This is a genomic window from Acidaminobacter hydrogenoformans DSM 2784, assembly GCF_900103005.1.
Lineage (GTDB): Bacteria > Bacillota > Clostridia > Peptostreptococcales > Acidaminobacteraceae > Acidaminobacter > Acidaminobacter hydrogenoformans.
Window position 1 is genome coordinate 103341 of record NZ_FMWL01000001.1, and the last position, 17671, is coordinate 121011.

At 49.2% G+C, this 17671-nt stretch carries 16 protein-coding genes; 3 read left to right on the plus strand and 13 right to left on the minus strand.

Annotated elements, in window-relative coordinates; genetic code table 11:
- Window positions 1-78: 78 nt before the first annotated feature.
- Together spoVG and purR are read right to left on the minus strand one after the other, a co-directional pair.
- Window positions 79-375 (minus strand): septation regulator SpoVG, encoded by a 297-nt coding sequence (spoVG, locus tag BLP63_RS00445; protein WP_092588918.1) that lies wholly within the window; start codon window positions 373-375, stop codon window positions 79-81.
- A gap of 156 nt (window positions 376-531) precedes the next feature.
- Window positions 532-1338 carry a pur operon repressor gene (purR, locus tag BLP63_RS00450; RefSeq protein WP_092588919.1) on the minus strand — a complete coding sequence of 269 codons (807 nt, stop codon included), beginning with the start codon at window positions 1336-1338 and terminating at the stop codon, window positions 532-534.
- A 262-nt stretch (window positions 1339-1600) separates the two neighbouring features.
- Between purR and murC the strand changes: the two genes are divergently transcribed.
- On the plus strand, window positions 1601-2971 hold the full coding sequence (murC, locus tag BLP63_RS00455) for a UDP-N-acetylmuramate--L-alanine ligase (RefSeq protein ID WP_092588920.1): 1371 nt from the start codon (window positions 1601-1603) through the stop codon (window positions 2969-2971).
- A 90-nt stretch (window positions 2972-3061) separates the two neighbouring features.
- Here murC and BLP63_RS00460 read toward each other — a convergent pair whose 3' ends face one another.
- From BLP63_RS00460 to BLP63_RS00475, 4 genes are all read right to left on the minus strand, one after another.
- Window positions 3062-4060 carry an LCP family protein gene (locus BLP63_RS00460; protein ID WP_092588921.1) on the minus strand — a complete coding sequence of 333 codons (999 nt, stop codon included), beginning with the start codon at window positions 4058-4060 and terminating at the stop codon, window positions 3062-3064.
- Between the two features lie 262 nt (window positions 4061-4322).
- The gene (locus tag BLP63_RS00465) at window positions 4323-5177 is read right to left on the minus strand and encodes a 3-hydroxybutyryl-CoA dehydrogenase (protein WP_092588922.1); all 855 of its coding nucleotides are present in this window, start codon (window positions 5175-5177) and stop codon (window positions 4323-4325) included.
- Window positions 5178-5193: 16 nt separating this feature from the next.
- Window positions 5194-5973, minus strand: a complete 780-nt coding sequence (locus BLP63_RS00470) for an enoyl-CoA hydratase-related protein (protein ID WP_092588923.1) — start codon at window positions 5971-5973, stop codon at window positions 5194-5196.
- Window positions 5974-5991: 18 nt separating this feature from the next.
- Window positions 5992-6330: a hypothetical protein gene (locus BLP63_RS00475; protein WP_092588924.1), complete on the minus strand. Its 339-nt coding sequence runs from the start codon at window positions 6328-6330 to the stop codon at window positions 5992-5994.
- 315 nt (window positions 6331-6645) lie between these two features.
- Between BLP63_RS00475 and BLP63_RS00480 the strand changes: the two genes are divergently transcribed.
- Entirely contained in the window at window positions 6646-7881 is a 1236-nt protein-coding gene (locus BLP63_RS00480) for a pyridoxal phosphate-dependent aminotransferase (RefSeq protein WP_170829205.1), read from the plus strand.
- Between the two features lie 140 nt (window positions 7882-8021).
- On the opposite strand, the gene lspA is transcribed toward BLP63_RS00480, so the two are convergent.
- The 7 genes from lspA to BLP63_RS00515 all read right to left on the minus strand — a co-directional run bounded on the left by lspA (window position 8022) and on the right by BLP63_RS00515 (window position 15779).
- Complete coding sequence (lspA, locus tag BLP63_RS00485; protein ID WP_092588926.1) at window positions 8022-8480, minus strand: signal peptidase II; 459 nt, start codon at window positions 8478-8480, stop codon at window positions 8022-8024.
- A 105-nt stretch (window positions 8481-8585) separates the two neighbouring features.
- Window positions 8586-10145, minus strand: a complete 1560-nt coding sequence (cls, locus tag BLP63_RS00490; protein ID WP_092588927.1) for a cardiolipin synthase — start codon at window positions 10143-10145, stop codon at window positions 8586-8588.
- 23 nt (window positions 10146-10168) lie between these two features.
- Entirely contained in the window at window positions 10169-10852 is a 684-nt protein-coding gene (gene trmB, locus BLP63_RS00495; protein WP_092588928.1) for a tRNA (guanosine(46)-N7)-methyltransferase TrmB, read from the minus strand.
- A gap of 169 nt (window positions 10853-11021) precedes the next feature.
- Window positions 11022-11666, minus strand: a complete 645-nt coding sequence (pyrE, locus tag BLP63_RS00500; protein ID WP_092588929.1) for an orotate phosphoribosyltransferase — start codon at window positions 11664-11666, stop codon at window positions 11022-11024.
- Between the two features lie 81 nt (window positions 11667-11747).
- Window positions 11748-13313, minus strand: coding sequence for a putative glycoside hydrolase (locus BLP63_RS00505; protein ID WP_170829206.1), 1566 nt, complete (start codon window positions 13311-13313; stop codon window positions 11748-11750).
- A 192-nt stretch (window positions 13314-13505) separates the two neighbouring features.
- Complete coding sequence (locus tag BLP63_RS00510) at window positions 13506-14819, minus strand: L,D-transpeptidase family protein (RefSeq protein ID WP_092588931.1); 1314 nt, start codon at window positions 14817-14819, stop codon at window positions 13506-13508.
- 60 nt (window positions 14820-14879) lie between these two features.
- Window positions 14880-15779 carry a nitroreductase family protein gene (locus BLP63_RS00515; protein WP_242870749.1) on the minus strand — a complete coding sequence of 300 codons (900 nt, stop codon included), beginning with the start codon at window positions 15777-15779 and terminating at the stop codon, window positions 14880-14882.
- Window positions 15780-16009: 230 nt separating this feature from the next.
- On the opposite strand from BLP63_RS00515, the gene BLP63_RS00520 reads away from it, so the two are divergent.
- Window positions 16010-17419: an MBL fold metallo-hydrolase RNA specificity domain-containing protein gene (locus tag BLP63_RS00520; RefSeq protein WP_092588933.1), complete on the plus strand. Its 1410-nt coding sequence runs from the start codon at window positions 16010-16012 to the stop codon at window positions 17417-17419.
- Window positions 17420-17671 lie beyond the last annotated feature (252 nt).

Below are 17671 nucleotides of genomic sequence, written 5' to 3' on the forward strand. Positions count from 1 at the left end.
CTTAGACTCGCCCGAGCTTCAGTACAGTCCGTTCCACTGTGAGCCGCTTTACGCGTCAACTCATAACCAAGGAACTCTTTAATGGTCGGTAAGTTCTTCTGCTTCTTCGAATTCTTCAGCGGACTTCGCCCTGTCGTACTCTGCAAAAATCACATCCTGAAGCATTCTGCGCGTCTCCTGGTTGATAGGATGCGCAATGTCGCGGTAGTCGCCTTCACCGACTTTTCTGCTCGGCATAGCGACGAACAGTCCGCTGAGACCCTCAATGATCTTAATGTCGTGAACGACAAAGACATCATCCAGTGTCACAGACACAACGGCCTTCATCTTGCCTTCATCCCGCAGCTTGCGAATCCTGACGTCAGTAATTTTCATCCTCTCGAACCTGCCTTTCGCTCTGTCTGAGTTAACGCGAGTACACGTCCGATACTATTTCAACACCGACACGCAAAATCCTTCAATAATGAAAAAATTTTCGAAAAATTTTAAATTTTACATTACATTTTTTGCCGATTGTCCCTTAACCAAACATTATTCCTTTATGCTGACAACAATTTCTTCCCTCGAAACCCGTTCGAGGGTCATCAGCGCCGTGTAGTCACTCACCATTTTGACCGCCGGCTCCGAAGTCTCAAGCAGAACGCCCACACCTTCCACCGTACTCCCGAGCTCATGGACAAGGTCAATAAGGCCAAGCACTGTACCGCCAGCCCGCATAAAGTCGTCAATGATCAGGACTTTGGAACCCGGCTTAATGGCATTTTTTGAAACATACATAGTCTGGATCTGGCCAGTCGAACCAGACACATAATTAATGCTGATCGTGGCACCCTCTGTCACCCGGTTCTCATTGCGGGCCACAACCAGAGGACAGTTCAGCCCATTTGCCGTCATCATAGCCAGCGGAATGCCTTTGGTCTCTACCGTCAAAACGTAATCTATGCCCCTGTAAGAAAACATTTCCGCGAAAATCTCACCAATATCCTTCATGAAGTACGGATCGTACAGCAGATCACCAATATAAAGGAATCCGCCCGGAATGATGCGCTTTGGATCCCGCATACGGTCCGCGATCTGGTTCAGCACCTTTGCCCTGCGCTCGGGGACGACGACCGGGATGTACTTGACACCGCCAGCAGCACCGGCAATGGTCTCCACCCGTCCAAAGGACATGGTCTCCATGATCTTTTTGACAATAACGAGATCCTCACTTATAGTCGATTTAGCAGCGTTGAACATTTCAGTAAAGTGTCCCAAGGTAAATATTCTGTTTGGCCTGTCGCACAACACTTTCACAATAGCGCCAATTCGTTCATTGCGTTTCAGCTTGTTGTCCATGAACGCCCTCCAACCGAATGTTATTTAGATTTATTTTTATTTTATTCGCTTTTTCCTAAGATATCAAGAGATAGTTTCCATCAATCTTCGGATTTTTGAAGATCTCAGACCATGATCTGCATCCCCCTTGACGTCAAGAACACATTCAGGCAAGAATTATGTTGACCAGAATCCCATTGTTATGTTTTTTTTAGGATTATTTATGTTATAATGTTCTCTGACTATTTTTTTATTGGACAAGCGAGAATCGAGGAGAATCGATATGTTGGAATTGAACCCTTTTAATAAGAAATACCACTTGATTGGCATTGGCGGCGTTGGTGTCAGCGCTATAGCAGAAATCCTCCAAAACCGCGGATATCAGGTTTCAGGCTCAGACCTTAAACACAGCACTTTAACAAAAAACCTGGAGCTGAAGGGTATAAAAATTTTCTACACCCATGAAGCCTCCCACGTTGAAGACGTTGATGTCGTCGTCTACACGACAGCGGTAGGTGTTGACAATCCGGAACTCGCCCGTGCCATTGAGCGCGGAATTCCATGCATCACCCGGGCAGACATGCTCGGCATCATTATGCGGGAATTCAAGCAGAGCCTTGCCATATCCGGCTCCCACGGCAAAACCACTACGACATCCATGGTCTCGGTCGTCCTGAGTCAAAGCGATCTTGATCCTACCCTGCTTATTGGCGGAGAGGTTAAAGAAATTGGTAGTAATGCCCGGGTTGGTCACGGCGACATTATTGTGACAGAAGCTTGCGAATATAAGGAGAGCTTTTTGAGCTTCAAGCCAAAGATCTCTGTTGTCCTGAACATAGAAGCAGATCATCTGGATTATTTTAGGGACCTTGACCATATTAAGGACTCTTTCAGACGCTATATCGCAGACACACCAGAGAACGGCGTCCTTATCCTCAACGGCGACGATCCAAATTGCATGGAAGTTGCAGACGCTGCGCTCTGCAAAGTCATCAAATTTGGTCTCTCCGAAAAATGCGATTATCAGGCAGCAGAAATCGAGTTCACCTCCTCAGGCTATCCCCGCTTTACAATCCTGCACAAAGGCAAAAACCTGGTCTCGCTTCACTTGAACGTTCCGGGCAGACATAATATCTACAATGCCCTTGCCGCTTTCGTGGCGACGACTTATGTAGGCATTCCGGATGCTGATGCCGCAGAGTCGCTTTCTGCTTTCAAAGGCGCTGTTCGTCGCTTTGACCACCTTGGCGAAGTCAATGGCATCAAAATTATTGACGACTACGCCCATCACCCTTCTGAAGTTAAAGCCACGCTAAGCGCGGCTATGAATGTTCCGCACAATAAAATATTCTGCGTGTTTCAGCCTCATACTTATACCCGTACACTGGAGCTTCTGAACGACTTCTCAACAGCTTTTGACCAGGCGGACGTCGTGATCATCACGGATATCTACGCCGCGAGAGAGAAGGACATGGGCCTTATCCACTCAAGAGATCTTGCTGAGAAAATAAAACACTCAGGAAAAGAGGCTTATTACATTGCTTCTTTTGATGAAATCGCAGCCTACCTTAAGCTTCATGCTGCGTCCGGAGACCTGATTTTCACAATGGGCGCCGGCAATATCAATGAACTCGGTCAATTACTGGTCGAATAGAGTTATTGGACACAAAGATACAAAAAGGGAAGTGGCGCCTATGATGGCCCACTTCCCTTTTATTTGTGCTTGAAATACCCTGTATGCTTTCTAATCGTTTCCATCTGCTTCCGCTTCAGCCGCAGCTTCAGCCGCAGCCTTTGCGTCACTTTCCGGTGTGCGCTCGTAGATGCCCTTCATCAACTCATAGGTCTCTTCTGGGTCGTGAAACAGATAAGAACCGCCGTTCTTCATGCCAACATCTCCCGGAATAGTAACAGACTCAAGTTTTGAAAAATCGACGCCAATCCCGACAGAGGTCAGGTAGATCATATCTCCGAGGTTCATATCCGTTTCGAGATAGTCAAACACTGTTTTGATGACCATGGGCAGCTTAAGTCCCATGGCTTTCTTGGCCAGCGTCACGACGAATTCCTGCTGCCGTTCAATCCTCGGTAAGTCGCCCTGTCCCTCTGAGCCGTTGTTCTTACGCCATCTGAGATATTCGACCGCTTCCTCACCATCAAGGGTCTGCACCCCTGCTTCAAAATGAATATGCAGCGGTGGGTCCGCGTATGGGTCATCATAATTCATGTCAAACGGCACATCAAGCTCAAGCCCGCCTACGACATCCACCACCGCTTCAACCGCTTTGTAATCCAGCTTCACATAATGATGGACCGGAACGCCCAGAATAGCGCTGACCGCTTTCGCGACGCCTTCAGCACCGCCGTCATCCCCTTTGAAGCCGTAGATGGCGTTGATCTTCCTTAGGTCCGCCGCGTCCTTGCCTTCAACATGGAAATAAGTGTCCCGCGGAACTGAGACTATATTGCCGAGCTTATGCTTGGGATCATAGGAGAGCATCATCAGCGTGTCGCTGCGTCCGCCATCTACGCCAATCAAGAGCACATTGATCCGCTTGCCTTCTTTAACCATCTTTTCCAGCTCGTTGGAAGGCTCTTCCTGAACGGGATCTTCAGGATTCGCCGGATCCTTAACCTGGCCGTCCTGGTTTTCATAGAACTTCTGATAAGCGTAAATGCCCCCCGCAAATATTATTGAAAACGCGATAAACGCGATAAAAAACACCTTAACATAGTACTTCATTGAACTCTCCTTCCACGGCCTGCGGACCAACTGCAAACCCCCAAAAAATCACTATTCATATCATACCACAGAATTTTTTTCAGGACAGTGGCTGGCTGAAAATTAATTCTTTTTTAATGTAAACCTGATACAGAGAGCCACTTTCAATCATTTTAGTCCGCGGCCGTGAATCACAAAAGGAAAATGGGACCACAGACAATCCGCCGCGGGTTCCCATTTCCTCGTTTTTCATTATTCTATGTTGTTTAGCATGTTCGTGTCCTTATTTGGCGCTGTAATCGTAAAATCCTTTGCCGCTCTTTCTGCCAAGGAGTCCGCCGCGAACCATTTTCTTAAGCAGCGGATGAGGGCGGTATTTCGAGTCTCCAAACTCGTTATAGAGCACCTCCATGATAGCCAGGTTGACGTCGTTTCCAATCAGATCCGCAAGAGCAAGCGGGCCAATAGGATGGTTCGCGCCAAGCATCATGGCCTTATCTATGTCCTGCGGCTCAGCTACTCCGTCAGCCAGGACGCCTATGGCTTCGTTGATCATAGGAATCAGAATGCGGTTGACGACAAAACCTGGCGCCTCTTCAACCCTGACAGGCTCCTTGCCCATGCGAACGGACAATTCGCGAATGGCCTCGTAGGTTTCCGGCGACGTCGCTATGCCGCATATAATCTCCACCAGCTTCATCAGTGGTACTGGATTGAAAAAGTGGAGGCCTATAACCCTGTCAGGCCGACTTGTCGCAGACGCGATTTCGGTGATGCTCAATGAGGAAGTATTCGTCGCTAAAATAGCCTCCGGCTTGACGACGCGGTCTAAAGCCGCAAATATTTCTTTCTTTATTTTCATATTCTCTACGGCAGCTTCAATGATCAAATCGCAATCCGCGAGATCCTCGTCCTCCGTCGTGCCAAAAATCTTGTGAAGAAGCTGCTCCATCTGCGCTTCATCCATTTTGCCCTTTTCAACCAGCTTCCCAAAGGTCTTGCTCAGCGTCCCAAAAGCCTGATCCAGCAGCTGATCGTCAAGGCCCTTCATGATGACACGCTCAACGTCACTCATAGCCGCGGCTTGAACAATGCCAAGACCCATAGTTCCAGTTCCAATTATACCAATGGTCTTCATGCTTTGCGACCCTCCTTTATTTATGCTTCACTGTATATTCTGTTTTGTCGACAAATGCCTTCATAGCGCCTTTTTGATCCTCCGTAGCAAAAGTCAGGCCAAAGACAGCGCTCTCGTAGGCGCAGCCCTGACCAATTTCGAGGTCTAAGCTCTGACGCATAGCCTTTTTCGAATATTTCACTGCCACCCAAGGGTTAGCGGCAATCTTTTCAGCCATTGCAACCGCCTCATCCATTAAGGACCCGTCCTCATAGACGTGACTGACCAGGCCTATTCTAAGAGCCTCCTCCGCCTTGATGAGCGCCCCTGTCAGGATGAGCTCCATAGCCGAAGCCATTCCTACCAGACGCGGCAGCCGCTGGGACGCGCCAAACCCCGGAGAGATCCCTAAAGTAACCTCTGGCTGACCAAGCTTTGCAGACTTTCCAGCCAGACGGATGTCACAAGCCAGCGCCAGCTCACATCCCCCGCCAATCGCAAACCCGTTGACAGCCGCAATCACTGGCATTTCGAGAGTTTCAATCCGCGACATAACCTTCATGCCCAGTTCTGAAAACCGCTGACCCTCCTCAGGCGACATGACCGACATGGCCTCAATGTCTGCCCCGGCGACAAAAGCCCTGCCCACGCCCGTCAGGATCACTGCTCTGGTCTCAAGTGCCGAGTTCAGCTGCTCCAAACACTCGAGCAGTTCCCCGAGTACAGCTTCATTCAGTGCGTTCAGCACCTCAGGCCGATTCAGCGATACAATTGCGACGGCATTTCTTTGTTCGACTTTTAAAAACTCAAACGACATAGTTGCAAGCCTCCTTAATTATAGTGCCCTATAATATGCCTCGAGTAAAAACCCGAGCACAATGGCCGTGATTCCAAGCAGTCCCGGCATGATGCCAAAGGACTCATAGGTCTTCGCGTTCTTTGGTTTTGCGTTGTCCGAGTTAAAATCCATTTTCATGTAATACTCGAACCGCCTTTTTGGCGTTCCCACCAACATGGCAGAAGCATACATCAGACAGGCGACGCCAACTATGAAGAGGACAACGTAAATGCCCTGAATCGCCTTAAGCGACGTCAGAAATGACACCACGACACCAAGGACTGTCGCAGCGCCCAGCATGATCCCTGCGAATTTCAGATAAGCTCTGACGAGCATAATCCGCGTACCCCCCTTTCAATGACCTTTGACATTCTTTTAACCACATGCTTCCTACCACATTATACACCACTTGAGGGATGACCGCGAGTGAATCTTACGTGCCGTCAAGAACTTGGCCAAGAAACCCACAAGGCCCCTATACAGTCATTAGGCGCTCATAAAACGCACCTCCGCTGATCCATTTCCATGCACTTTACGAATCTATCATTGCATTTTTTGAACCGTTTTTGTATGATAGTTGAAAATGTGTCCAAAACGTCACAATTTGCACCCGCGGCGTCGGATAGAACCAAGTATTGGGAGGTCAAATATATGAACAGTCATTTCAGCATGGTCGCGCCACATTCCAAGCGGCCCGTCGTTCCTGATGTCATTTTCGGTACCGGCCGTGAAGCACAGGACGCTGAAGCAAAATATGGTTTTGAAAAAGTCATCAATTCTACACTGGGCGTCCTGATGGATGACACTGGGCAGTTAGTCTTCCTTCCCACTGTTATGGAACGCCTGAGGGATCTGCCAGACTCTGAGCTTGGGGCCTACGCACCCATCGCCGGTTTGCCGGATTATCTGAGCGCAGTTCAGGAAGCCTGCTTCAGAGGACACAAACCAAACGCCTTTACTGAAGCGGTCGCGACGCCGGGCGGCACGGGCGCCATCAAGCATGCCGTCTGGAACTACACGGAAATGGGCGACGAGGTCCTGATTGCCGACTGGTACTGGGCACCCTACAAGACCATTGCAGAAGAACACGGGCGCCGGATCAGAACCTTTAACTACTTCAAAGGGGACGGCATGAACGTCGAAGCGTTCAAGGGCGCGGCATCAGAGCTGATCGCCGCGCAGGAACGCGTCTTGATCATCCTCAACACGCCAGCCCATAACCCAACTGGGTATTCCATCTCCGAAGGGGAATGGGAGGAAATCATGGGCTTCCTCAGAGAACAAGCTAAGGACGCTGCCAAGAAAATCATCCTGATGGTTGATGTCGCCTATATTGATTTTGCCGGCAGCATTGAAGCTTCCCGCGACTTTTTCAAGCACTTCGGAGACTTGCCCCAGAATCTTCTCGTATTGACAGCGTTCAGCCTTTCAAAAGGCTATACCATGTATGGTATGCGTGGCGGCGCCATTATTTGCCTCGCAGCGACACAAGCGCTTGCGCTCGAATTCAAGGATGTCTGTTCTTATTCCAACCGCGCGGCATGGTCTAATGGCACTCGCGCTGCCATGCGGATTCTGGCGGACGTCTACAAGGACCCCGTGTTGTTTCAAAAAGTCGAAGCAGAACGCGAAGTCTTCAAAGACCTCCTTAACGCGAGAAACAAGGCCTTTATGGAAGAAGCAGAGAAAGTGGGCCTCCAAGTCTGTCCGTTCAGGGATGGATTTTTCATCACCATCCCATGCAAGGATCCCGCAGCGGTTTCAAACGCTCTGAAAAAGGAAAATCTCTTCGCTGTCCCACTTCAGGGTGGCCTGCGCTTCGCCCCCTGTGCGGTGTCAGAAGAAAAGTGCCGTATCGCGCCGGCCATGATCAAAAAGTACGTTTAAACATTTCAGCGGATAAACGCTGCAGCTTCACACCCCACAAGATAAAGGGCACTCCAAACTGAAATCAAGTTTGAAGTGCCCTTTGCCTTTTTTATTGGGAAAAAGTCTATAGCTGGAAAAGTCATCTGTAAAAGACCTTTTCAAAAATCAAGTGCCTTCCCGTCCAAGATGACATAAATCATCATAGAAATCGTCCCCAAAGTTATAAAAATATCCGCCACATTGAAGACTGCGAAATTGATCAGAGTGAAATCGAAGAAGTCTATGACGTAATTATAGCGCATTCTGTCGATCAGGTTACCCACGGCGCCACCTATGATCATAGCCAGCGAAAGCAGCAGAAGCGCAGAGCTGCCGGTTCTGATCTGACGGTATAAGAGACCGAGCATAAACAAGATCACCAGTGATGTAAACACAATCAAAATGAGCTGTTTATCCCTCAGTATACTGAAGGCCGCGCCCGTATTTCGAACAAAAGTCAAATGGAACACCTCCGGTATCAGCTCAATGGAGCGAACCGGCAAAAGCTTGCTGACCGCCAGCTGCTTTGACCACTGATCCATGGCAATTATGGCGACGATCAAACCCCAATATATCATACTTTCCTCCCTGGTAGACCCATTCCTCAGAATCAGAAGGCAGAGACAGAGGCTCCAGCAGATGCTGTCCCTCCGCACACCGCAGTCCTTAAGCTGCGTTTTTCACTATTGCAGCGGGGACACTAACCTACCCACCGCTTCGAGCAGCTTTCTCCGGAATGGTCTTTTTTTAAATGCCTCATAACACAGCAAGGTGCTGTTTTCCATGTCCTTGTAAAAATCTTCTTCCAGCCTCCGCACGACCTGCGGATCGTAGATAAAAGCATTGACTTCAAAGTTCATCTCCAGGCTGCGTATGTCCAGGTTTGCGGTCCCCACAGAAGCCGCCACACCGTCCATTAGAAGAATCTTGCTGTGAATGAAGCCTTTCTGATACTCGTAGACCTTGACGCCGGCTTCCAGCAGCTCCTCCAGATTATCCTGCGTGGACCAGAAGACAAAGAAATGATCCGGCTTCGAAGGGATAATGATCCTGACATCCACACCGCTGAGCGCTGCTGTGATCAGCCCCATTCTTATGCTCTCTTCCGGCACCAGATACGGTGATGCGATCCAGATCCTGTCCTCTGCGGAGGAAATCATGACAAAGTATGCCTGCAGGATTGTCTTCCAGTCAGAATCAGGACCGCTGGAGATCACCTGAGTCATGGTTTCGCCGTAATTCGCAAGCTTTGGAAACATGCTGTGGGGTTTGACATCCTTCCCCGAGACGAAAGCCCAGTCATTGAGAAACACGTCCTGCAGAGAATAGACAGCCTCGCCCTCCATCATGATATGCGTGTCGCGCCAAAAGCCAAGCTGCATTTTTCCCAGATATTCGTCACCCACGTTGTGGCCTCCGAGAAATCCCGTATGTCCGTCAACAATCACAATTTTTCTGTGGTTTCTGTAATTGAGCTCTCTCGACAGCACCGGAAACGTTACCGGAAAAAACGGATAGACTTCAACGCCACCGTTCTTCAAGGCTTCAATGTAAGCCTTACCGAGTTTCCAGCACCCGACACTGTCATAAATAAGTCGTACAGCCACGCCCTCCCGGGCTTTTTGAATCAATAAATCCTTGAAATCATTCCCCAGTTCATCATTTCTGATGATAAAAAATTCGACATGGACATGCGCCTTTGCTGCGCGAATTCTCTCGAAAATCCGGTCAAAGGTCGCTTCCCCATTGGTCAGAACCTCAATCTTATTGTTGATGGTGAAAGGGGCATTCGAATTTTTAAGAAGCAAGTTGACCATCCGGTTATTGACCGCGTCCTCCTCACCTCGAAACAGCTCAATATAATCCATGATTTCCTTCTGAATCTCAGCGGCATTTTCCATGTTGGAACGCGGATAGTCCCCGCTTCTCTTCTGCTTAGTTCGATAGCGCTCCCGGTAGTGCCCCCCAAAGAGAATATAGAAGACAAAACCCACGAAGGGAAGCAGATAAAGTACGAGGAGCCACGAGATCGTCTTCGAAGGATTCTTGTTCTCTACCAGGATGACAATACCAATCAAAAAAATATAAATGGCAAAACCCCAGTTGATGAAGGTTCTTAGCCCTGCCAAGAAAGCCTGTTCGAAAAAGGTGCTCTGTATCAGCAGGATATAGGCTTCGTAGATCAGAAAGCCAACAGCAGCTAATACGAGTGCGACAACGCTTCTTCTGATCAGCTTGTCCATGGTGCCCCTCCTTCAATTTCCCCTTACGGCTTAGCCTTGATAGGCCTTAAGCTGATCTCCGCGTAGTAAATGGGCAGGCCCATTCTGGTAAAACGATCCTCATATTCTGTTGTGACAATATCCTCCTGAACGCTGCGCTCATACTTACCACGAGGCAAAATTCCGTGGAGATCCAGCGAAATATTTTTGAGCTTCAGGTCGAGATCCAGGCACTGGTTGAGGGTAAATTCGAAGAGGTCCCTGTTGTCTGTTTTGACGTGCACCCAACCACTCGCAGTCAAAATCCTTGAATAGCTCTTGAGGAACCTGTGATGGGTCAGACGGCGCTTGTCGTGTCGACCCTTAGGCCATGGATCGCTGAAGTTGAGGTAGAGATGGGAGACCTCATCCTCTGCGAACCATTCGTGCAGATGCCGAACATTGCCGTGAATAAACCTGACATTGGTGAGACCCATAGCCTCAGCCCGCTCTATAGCCTGCAAAATGACCTCACCCTTGATTTCCACGGCTACGAAGCTGATTCCCGGGTGACGGGCGGCAAGTCCGGTTATAAACTGCCCCTTGCCACAACCCAGCTCCAGATGAACAGGCTGCTCCGCTGAAAAGGCCCGCCGCCAGTGCCCCTTAAGTTCTTCCGGTTTTCTGACTAACAAGTCACCTATGACAGCCAGCTTATCTTCTGTCCCAGGCTTTTTTCTCATGCGCATAGTTGAATCCCTCCAGAGTGATTATACCACAACCTTGATTCTCAGACGCAAAAAGAGCGCGCAGGCGCTCCCTTTGATTTTGATTGGTTGTAGATGCAGAACCGTGAGAATACACCTGCAGGAACCTGCAATTTAGCGTTACATTTCCAACTGTCTATTCAGCCTTTAACTAATCTTCGGTAAAAATCCGCGGATTCTCGCTGAAAAGCGCAAGTCGCTCCGCCTCTTCCCGGGTCAGCTTTCCCTGGTCCCGGAGCAGCTCAAGCAGCGTAGGATAGTCCGTCAGCGTCTCATAAGGCATACCACGCTCCGCAAGCCGAGCCTTCATGGACTCGAAACCATAGTTGAATATCCCGTAGATTTTGAGTACCTCAAGGCCTTCCGCCTCCAGAGCCTCCACGCATTTCAGCGAGCTGCCGCCGGTGGACAGGAGATCTTCGACAAGAAGAACACGCTGTCCAGCCTTATAAGGCCCCTCAATCTGATTGCCTTTGCCGTGTTCCTTCTGGCTGGACCGAACGTAAACCATAGGTTTCTCCAGGATATCACTGACCCATGCGCCATGGGGAATCCCCGCCGTAGCCGTGGCAGCCACCAGGTCGAATGCCGTCCCAAAATCTGCCGTCATCTTTTGCGCAATGCCCTTGGCAATGCTCTTTCTGATGTCCGGGTAGCCAATGACAAGCCTGTTATCACAATAAATGGGGGATTTGATCCCGGAAGCCCAGGTAAACAGAGCGTCCTCTCCCCGAATGCTGACCGCGCCAATTGAAAGCAGCATCTGCGCGTAATCTTTTCCCGTTTTGATGTCCATTTTGCAGCCCTCCCTGCGAACTATTCGAAAGCAAATATTATGAGTTTTTTCCGATGGTCATTTTACCCACCATTCATACCATCATTTCAACGCGCTTGACGTATAATTGTTGCCCGCATTCCAGAGCAGATATTCATCCACGCCATTTGCTTTCAGCGCCTCAATTTGAGCCCTCACTTCAGCTTCACCATAGCGGATATAGCCTCTGACCCAGGGCGCTGTGAAATCCTGGATCCACGGACGCAGCGTCCCTGGCGTTTCAATGTTGAGGTTCCGTTCTATGGCGTCCTTGATCCCTCTGTCAATGACACCATAGGGATGAGCGTCAGGGACAGCATACCCGTAATTCCCAGGTCCATAATGACTTGGATACATCATTGGGCAGTAAAAGTCAACGACGTTCGAAATCGCCTCCCAGTGTTGGCCAATTCCGACATCATTCTGAGACGACGCCGCCCAGCCAAAGACATCCGCAGCGGTATAGACCCCCAGCGGACTCAGCCTTTCATGGGCATGGACAAGAAATTTTTGGATGGCCGCGGTCTTTGTCTCGCCGTCCGGATTTCTGTAATCCAGGGAAGCGTCCAGCTTGCCGCCGTTCGAAGCCGGGAAGCGCACATAGTCGAACTGGATCTCATTAAAACCCAGCCGGGCTGCTTCTTCAGCCACGGATAAATTATAATCCCAAAGCATCCGGTCGTGAGGCGACACCCATAGGATTTTGTCGTTGCCAACATAGGGCGCACCAGTTGCTCGCACCGTGATCGCACGCTCCGGATGGGCCTTCGCAAATTTTGGCGATTTAAAGGTGACAATCCTCGCGATCAGATAGATGTCCTTTTCCTTTAGTCTCTGTACAAAGCCTTCAATATCTTTAATGTAAACCTTGTCATTGATGCCAGGCACAAAGGTCTCTGCCTTTTCGCTCTTGAAAAGAAGGTGGCCATTATCATCCAGCACGTCAATGACAAATGCGTTGATGTCTGTCGTCTCCGCCAGCTGGATCAGCTGCTCCAATTTAGCCCCTGCCGCCGAATGGCCAGTGACGTAGACCCCTTTGACCTTCACCCTTGGATTCTCAGGATATTCATAAGGGCGCTCAAAAGCTTCATAACTAGCGCCTTCGTATGGCGATTGAATGAGCTCTGACCTGGAAACCGCAAGGCCGTCAGAATTGATCCAACCCATTGACTCCGAATCCTCATAGGACCGCTTGACCTGCAGCAGCTCCCCAGCGCCCTCAGCCCCAGGCACTCTGTTCAAGACGTAAAGGGAGGTACCCCTTTTAAGACTGTCAACCGCAGGCTCCGCAAGAGCTTCGGAAGCGTAGACCGGCTTGTTCGCCGCCTTTACATAAACTGTATTCTTGAGTATTTCTTCCCTGAGTCTCGCTTCAATTGCGGCCCGGCCTTTATGTATGGCGTCCCGGATATCCAGCCGACTTGCGATCAACGCATGATCCGCACTTAGCAGGACCTGTCCGGATTTAAAGGCATCCCCAAAGCCATTGACAGCTTCTTGAGCCGGGCTGACACTGCAGGCCGCCATAGAAACCATCACAGCCGCCCCAGCCAGAATGCTCAGCACGCGACGTCCATAGCCTTTCGAGAATTTTGAACGACTTTTTTCACTACTTGACTTAAACACAGGCCACCTCATCCATTTCCACAAAACAGAAGACAGGATTCAGCGGGCTGTGCCCTCCTGCCTTCTGTTTGCATATAGTGTCGTTGCAATATAATTTGTCTAAATATTATCATACTCATCCTGCTTCTGTCGACGTCATTCCAGAGATTATTTTACATAATCTTTTTCAGTCGACAGAGGTTCACATCCTGCTTATTCAATGACAATGACCGACGCTTCCCCAATATTGATCCAGTCATAAAGGAACTTCGCGTGGCTGGTGTAATTCCTGACACACTTGTGGGACCTTGGAACTGTACCCAAGTTTGAGGAAAACTCAATCATGCCCGGATCCTTATAGTCGACGATCCTGACCGCTGTCACTGCCGGCGTGATGATATTGCCCTCCGCATCCCTGACTTCAGGCTGCAGGACGATCCTGCGTTTCACCAGCGTGTAGTTGACCGGTATACCGTGAATGAACGCGCCCCCGTTGAAGCGGATCGCGTAAGGCGCGTAGCCAGCCAGCTCCTTGGTTTCATCATCCAAATACAGGAATTGGTCCCGGGTATAGATGGCCATGAAGTCACCAAGATCTGTTGGATAGCGGTACTGATCCTGTGCGCCTGTGGTCGCATAGACAAAGGAAATCATATGCCATTTGCCGTCAATCTTTTCAAAGACTGCTTCATTCTGATTTCTGCGGTCTATGACAATGGTCTGCTTCAGCTCTTTGATGGAATTTCTCTCAGTAATATATTTTTTGGGGATATAGAAAATCTCTCTCAGGTCAATGACATTGACCTTATAAAAATTTCCCGTTTCGCCCAGGATGTCCACCAAGCGTCCGTCCTGAATATACCTGAAGGCGGATGCTGTGCTTGGCTCCCTGTAACCCGGGGCACCCTGGTAGCGCTCAATGCCATAGTTATCCTGGGAATACTGGCCTTCAAACAGCGGCGGCGCGCCGTTGACATTCCTGAAGTTGTCAATATAGCCGGTTCGTTTTCCATTGACATTCTGTTCCAGATGCAGCAGCTCAGTGTACATTTTATCAAACTGGAACTCTCTCTTAACCGCCAAGTCCGCGGTGATAAAGCCAAACCGTGTCATACCGTTGATATCCTTCCAGTAGACCCGGTACCAATAAGAACTGCTGGTACTGCTCCACTTGCGGCCTTCCACTTTTTCGATGACCGCGATTTTCTCATTCCACTGACCTTTTTTGATGATTTTGCCATCCAGGCCAGGCTTGCTTCGGATATTAGTCGTTCCGTTCAAAAGGACGACATAATGCTCCGGCGCCGGATATCTGTCGTATTTGAGCGTCACGGACAGGTCTTCAGGCATTTGGGTATAGTAGGTTTCAAGGACGGTGTACGGTTTTTCTGCATCAATGTCAACACCATATGCAAAGGCGCTGCTGATTACCATAGGCAGTAGCAACATGGCTAAGATCAGAATTCTCGGCAGTTTATGCATTTGCCGTTCTGATGCGTTGGTCTTTCTTATAGCCCAATTCATCATGGCAGCAATCCTCCTTTTGCCCATCTTCCAGGGACCTCAACGACATCCTGAGCTCACAAACTAAAATCTATAGCAGCCTGCGATCCAGTGGTCCTCAGGAATCCCGGCATTCTCTGCGCACTCTATTTTTCCGACAGTCCACTCACCCGAGAAGCCTTTGCTCTTCATAGCGCTGTCAAGATAGAGCATGGCAATCCCGGCGTCGATCAGGCCCGTATGCGCCTCAAGAACCTCGTTGCGCTTCATGGCCAAAATCAGTCTGTCTGGTTGTAAGACGAATCTCCAAGGCTGAAGGTTCCCCCAGGATGGCGCAAACCGCATATAAAAAAACACTTCTTCAAAGCCCAGCTGCTCAATTTCGTCAAGGGACATAGTATTTCCAAAGGTTTTGTTGTAAACGATTTCACTGATGGAAAGCCTGTCGCTTTTGGACTCGTCTTTGTAAGACGCATCAATATAAGGGTAACCAAACTTTGTCAGCGGGGAGGCTGAATGGTCCCCTGAAGCGTCATATATTCTTGAAAGTCTCGCGCCACCTTTAGGTTCACCAAAAGCCAGAATGGACGCGACGACCAGTTCGCTTTGAATCCCTAACTTTTCTTTGACAAGATCGCTTTTTGAGGCAGTCTGAAGCCAGCAGCTGCCCAAATCTATTTTCGTCAGCTCAAGGCTGAGCCACTCACCTGCGTGGCCGGTGGCTATAAAATTCTCATCCTTATCCTCACAAAGCATAACAAGGTAATGAGGCGCTTTAATCATTATGCCGTGATATCCGACAAGTCCGTCCAAGGCTTTGTAAACACTGCTTCCGTCCTGGAGAATCCCAATTTCTACACTGGCTGTCTCTATCAGCTGTGGTATGCCCGCGATCGTTTCCCGGACATGATTCATGATGTTGGCAGAAAGCGCCGCGTCTTTGAACTCGCGAATGGTCTTGCGTTTTTCCATGACTTTGATCATTTTCAACTGGATCACCTCATCAGATTTTTCATATTACGACACTGTATAAAATTATACCATAGTCCCCATGCCAGGTGTGAAAATGTTCATCAGAAGGCACATAAAACGGGGAATTTAGGTTTTGCTGGGTATAACAGATAGCATAAAGGTATACTGTGAAAAATAGAAAGTTTACTTTATATTCTACCCATATGGAACAAAAATATTGACAAAATTTGAAAGGGGCGTTTATGTTGATTATTCGTTTTCTGGGCGCTGCAGGTCAGGTTACTGGTTCAGGATGCCTTATGGAGGGTGGTGGCCACAAGTTTCTCGTGGATTTTGGCCAGTTTCAGGGTGATGATGAGATTGTCCGGCAAAACTACCAGCCGCTGGATTTTAAAGCTTCTGATATTGACTTTGTCCTGCTGACCCATGCCCATATAGACCACTCCGGCCGGCTGCCCGTCCTTTATAAGCAGGGTTTCAGAGGAAAGATCTTCTGCACGTATCCTACCGCCGCCTTGGCTGAGATCCTCATGAAGGACAGCGGAAAAATCCACGAGGAGGAGAATGAGTGGGAGAACCGCAAGCGCATGCGCGCCGGTCTTGACGCGGTCGAGCCGCTATACGGCCTTGAAGACGCTGAGGAAACTATTCCTTATTTATACCCGTTGCCTTACAGAAAAAAGCATCAGGTCTCAGAAACCCTCTCCTTTGAGTACTTTGACGCCGGTCATCTCCTTGGCTCCTCATCCGTCAGGGTCGAATGGCTTGAGGACGGCGTTCAGAAATCTATGCTCTTTTCCGGAGATCTGGGTTCCGGCAGCAATCCTATGCTCCCTGGAGCAGATCACCCAGAGCCGGCCCAAGCGGTCGTGATAGAATCCACCTATGGTCTTGAATACCATCACAATATTAAACGAAGATCTGCGCAGCTCGCGGAAATTATTGAAGAAACGCTGCAAAAGGGCGGCACGGTCTTAATCCCATCCTTCGCCGTAGGCCGTACCCAGGAAATCATTTTTGAGCTTAAAGCCCACTACGCCGGTCTGGATCGACTGGATGACTTTTATGAGATCCCAATCTTTGTCGACAGCCCGCTGGCTATAAACGCCACAAATATCTATGAAAAGTTCGCAGACTATTACAGGCCAGAAGTCGCCGCCAAAGTTAAAAGTCCGGAAAATCCTTTCGACGCCCCAAATGTCACCTATGTCTCAGAGCATGAGAAATCGATCGCCCTGGACCGCTCGCCAAAGCCAAAAGTCATTATCTCAGCCAGCGGCATGTGCGAAGCTGGCAGGATTCGTCACCACTTAAAGCACTATTTGTGGAAAAGGGAAACCACACTGGTCTTTATTGGTTTTCAAGCAGAGGGTACCTTGGGCCGCGCGCTGAAGGAAGGCGTCAAGGACATTCATCTCTTTAACGATCCAATCAAAGTCAACGCCCGGATTGAAACCGTGGAAGGTTATTCCGGCCACGCGGATCAAGCCGCTCTGGATAAATGGCTGGAACCTCTCGAGCCACACCTGAGCCATCTCTTCATCAACCATGGCGAGGCGCCAAGGAGTAGTGCCTTCGCCGAGGAAATGGAAAACAGGCTGCCAAACGTCCGGGTCGTTGTCGCGGACCCTTCGGAAGTCTATCAGCTGTAATTCAGGGTTCGTCACGAAAACACCAAATTTTTATTTAAAAACAAAAGTTACGGGAAATCCGCGAAGAAGGTGTCAGAACAGCAATTTTCAGCTGTTCGAACGCACCTTCTTCATTTTTTTGAAAGGATAGGCGAAAATTGAACAAGTATTCATTTTATGGTATACTACTTCTTTGTTAAGAAAGAAAATGACATAATTCCAATATTAATTTCAATATAGGAGGTGCGTTACCATCAACCAGAAGGAACGGCA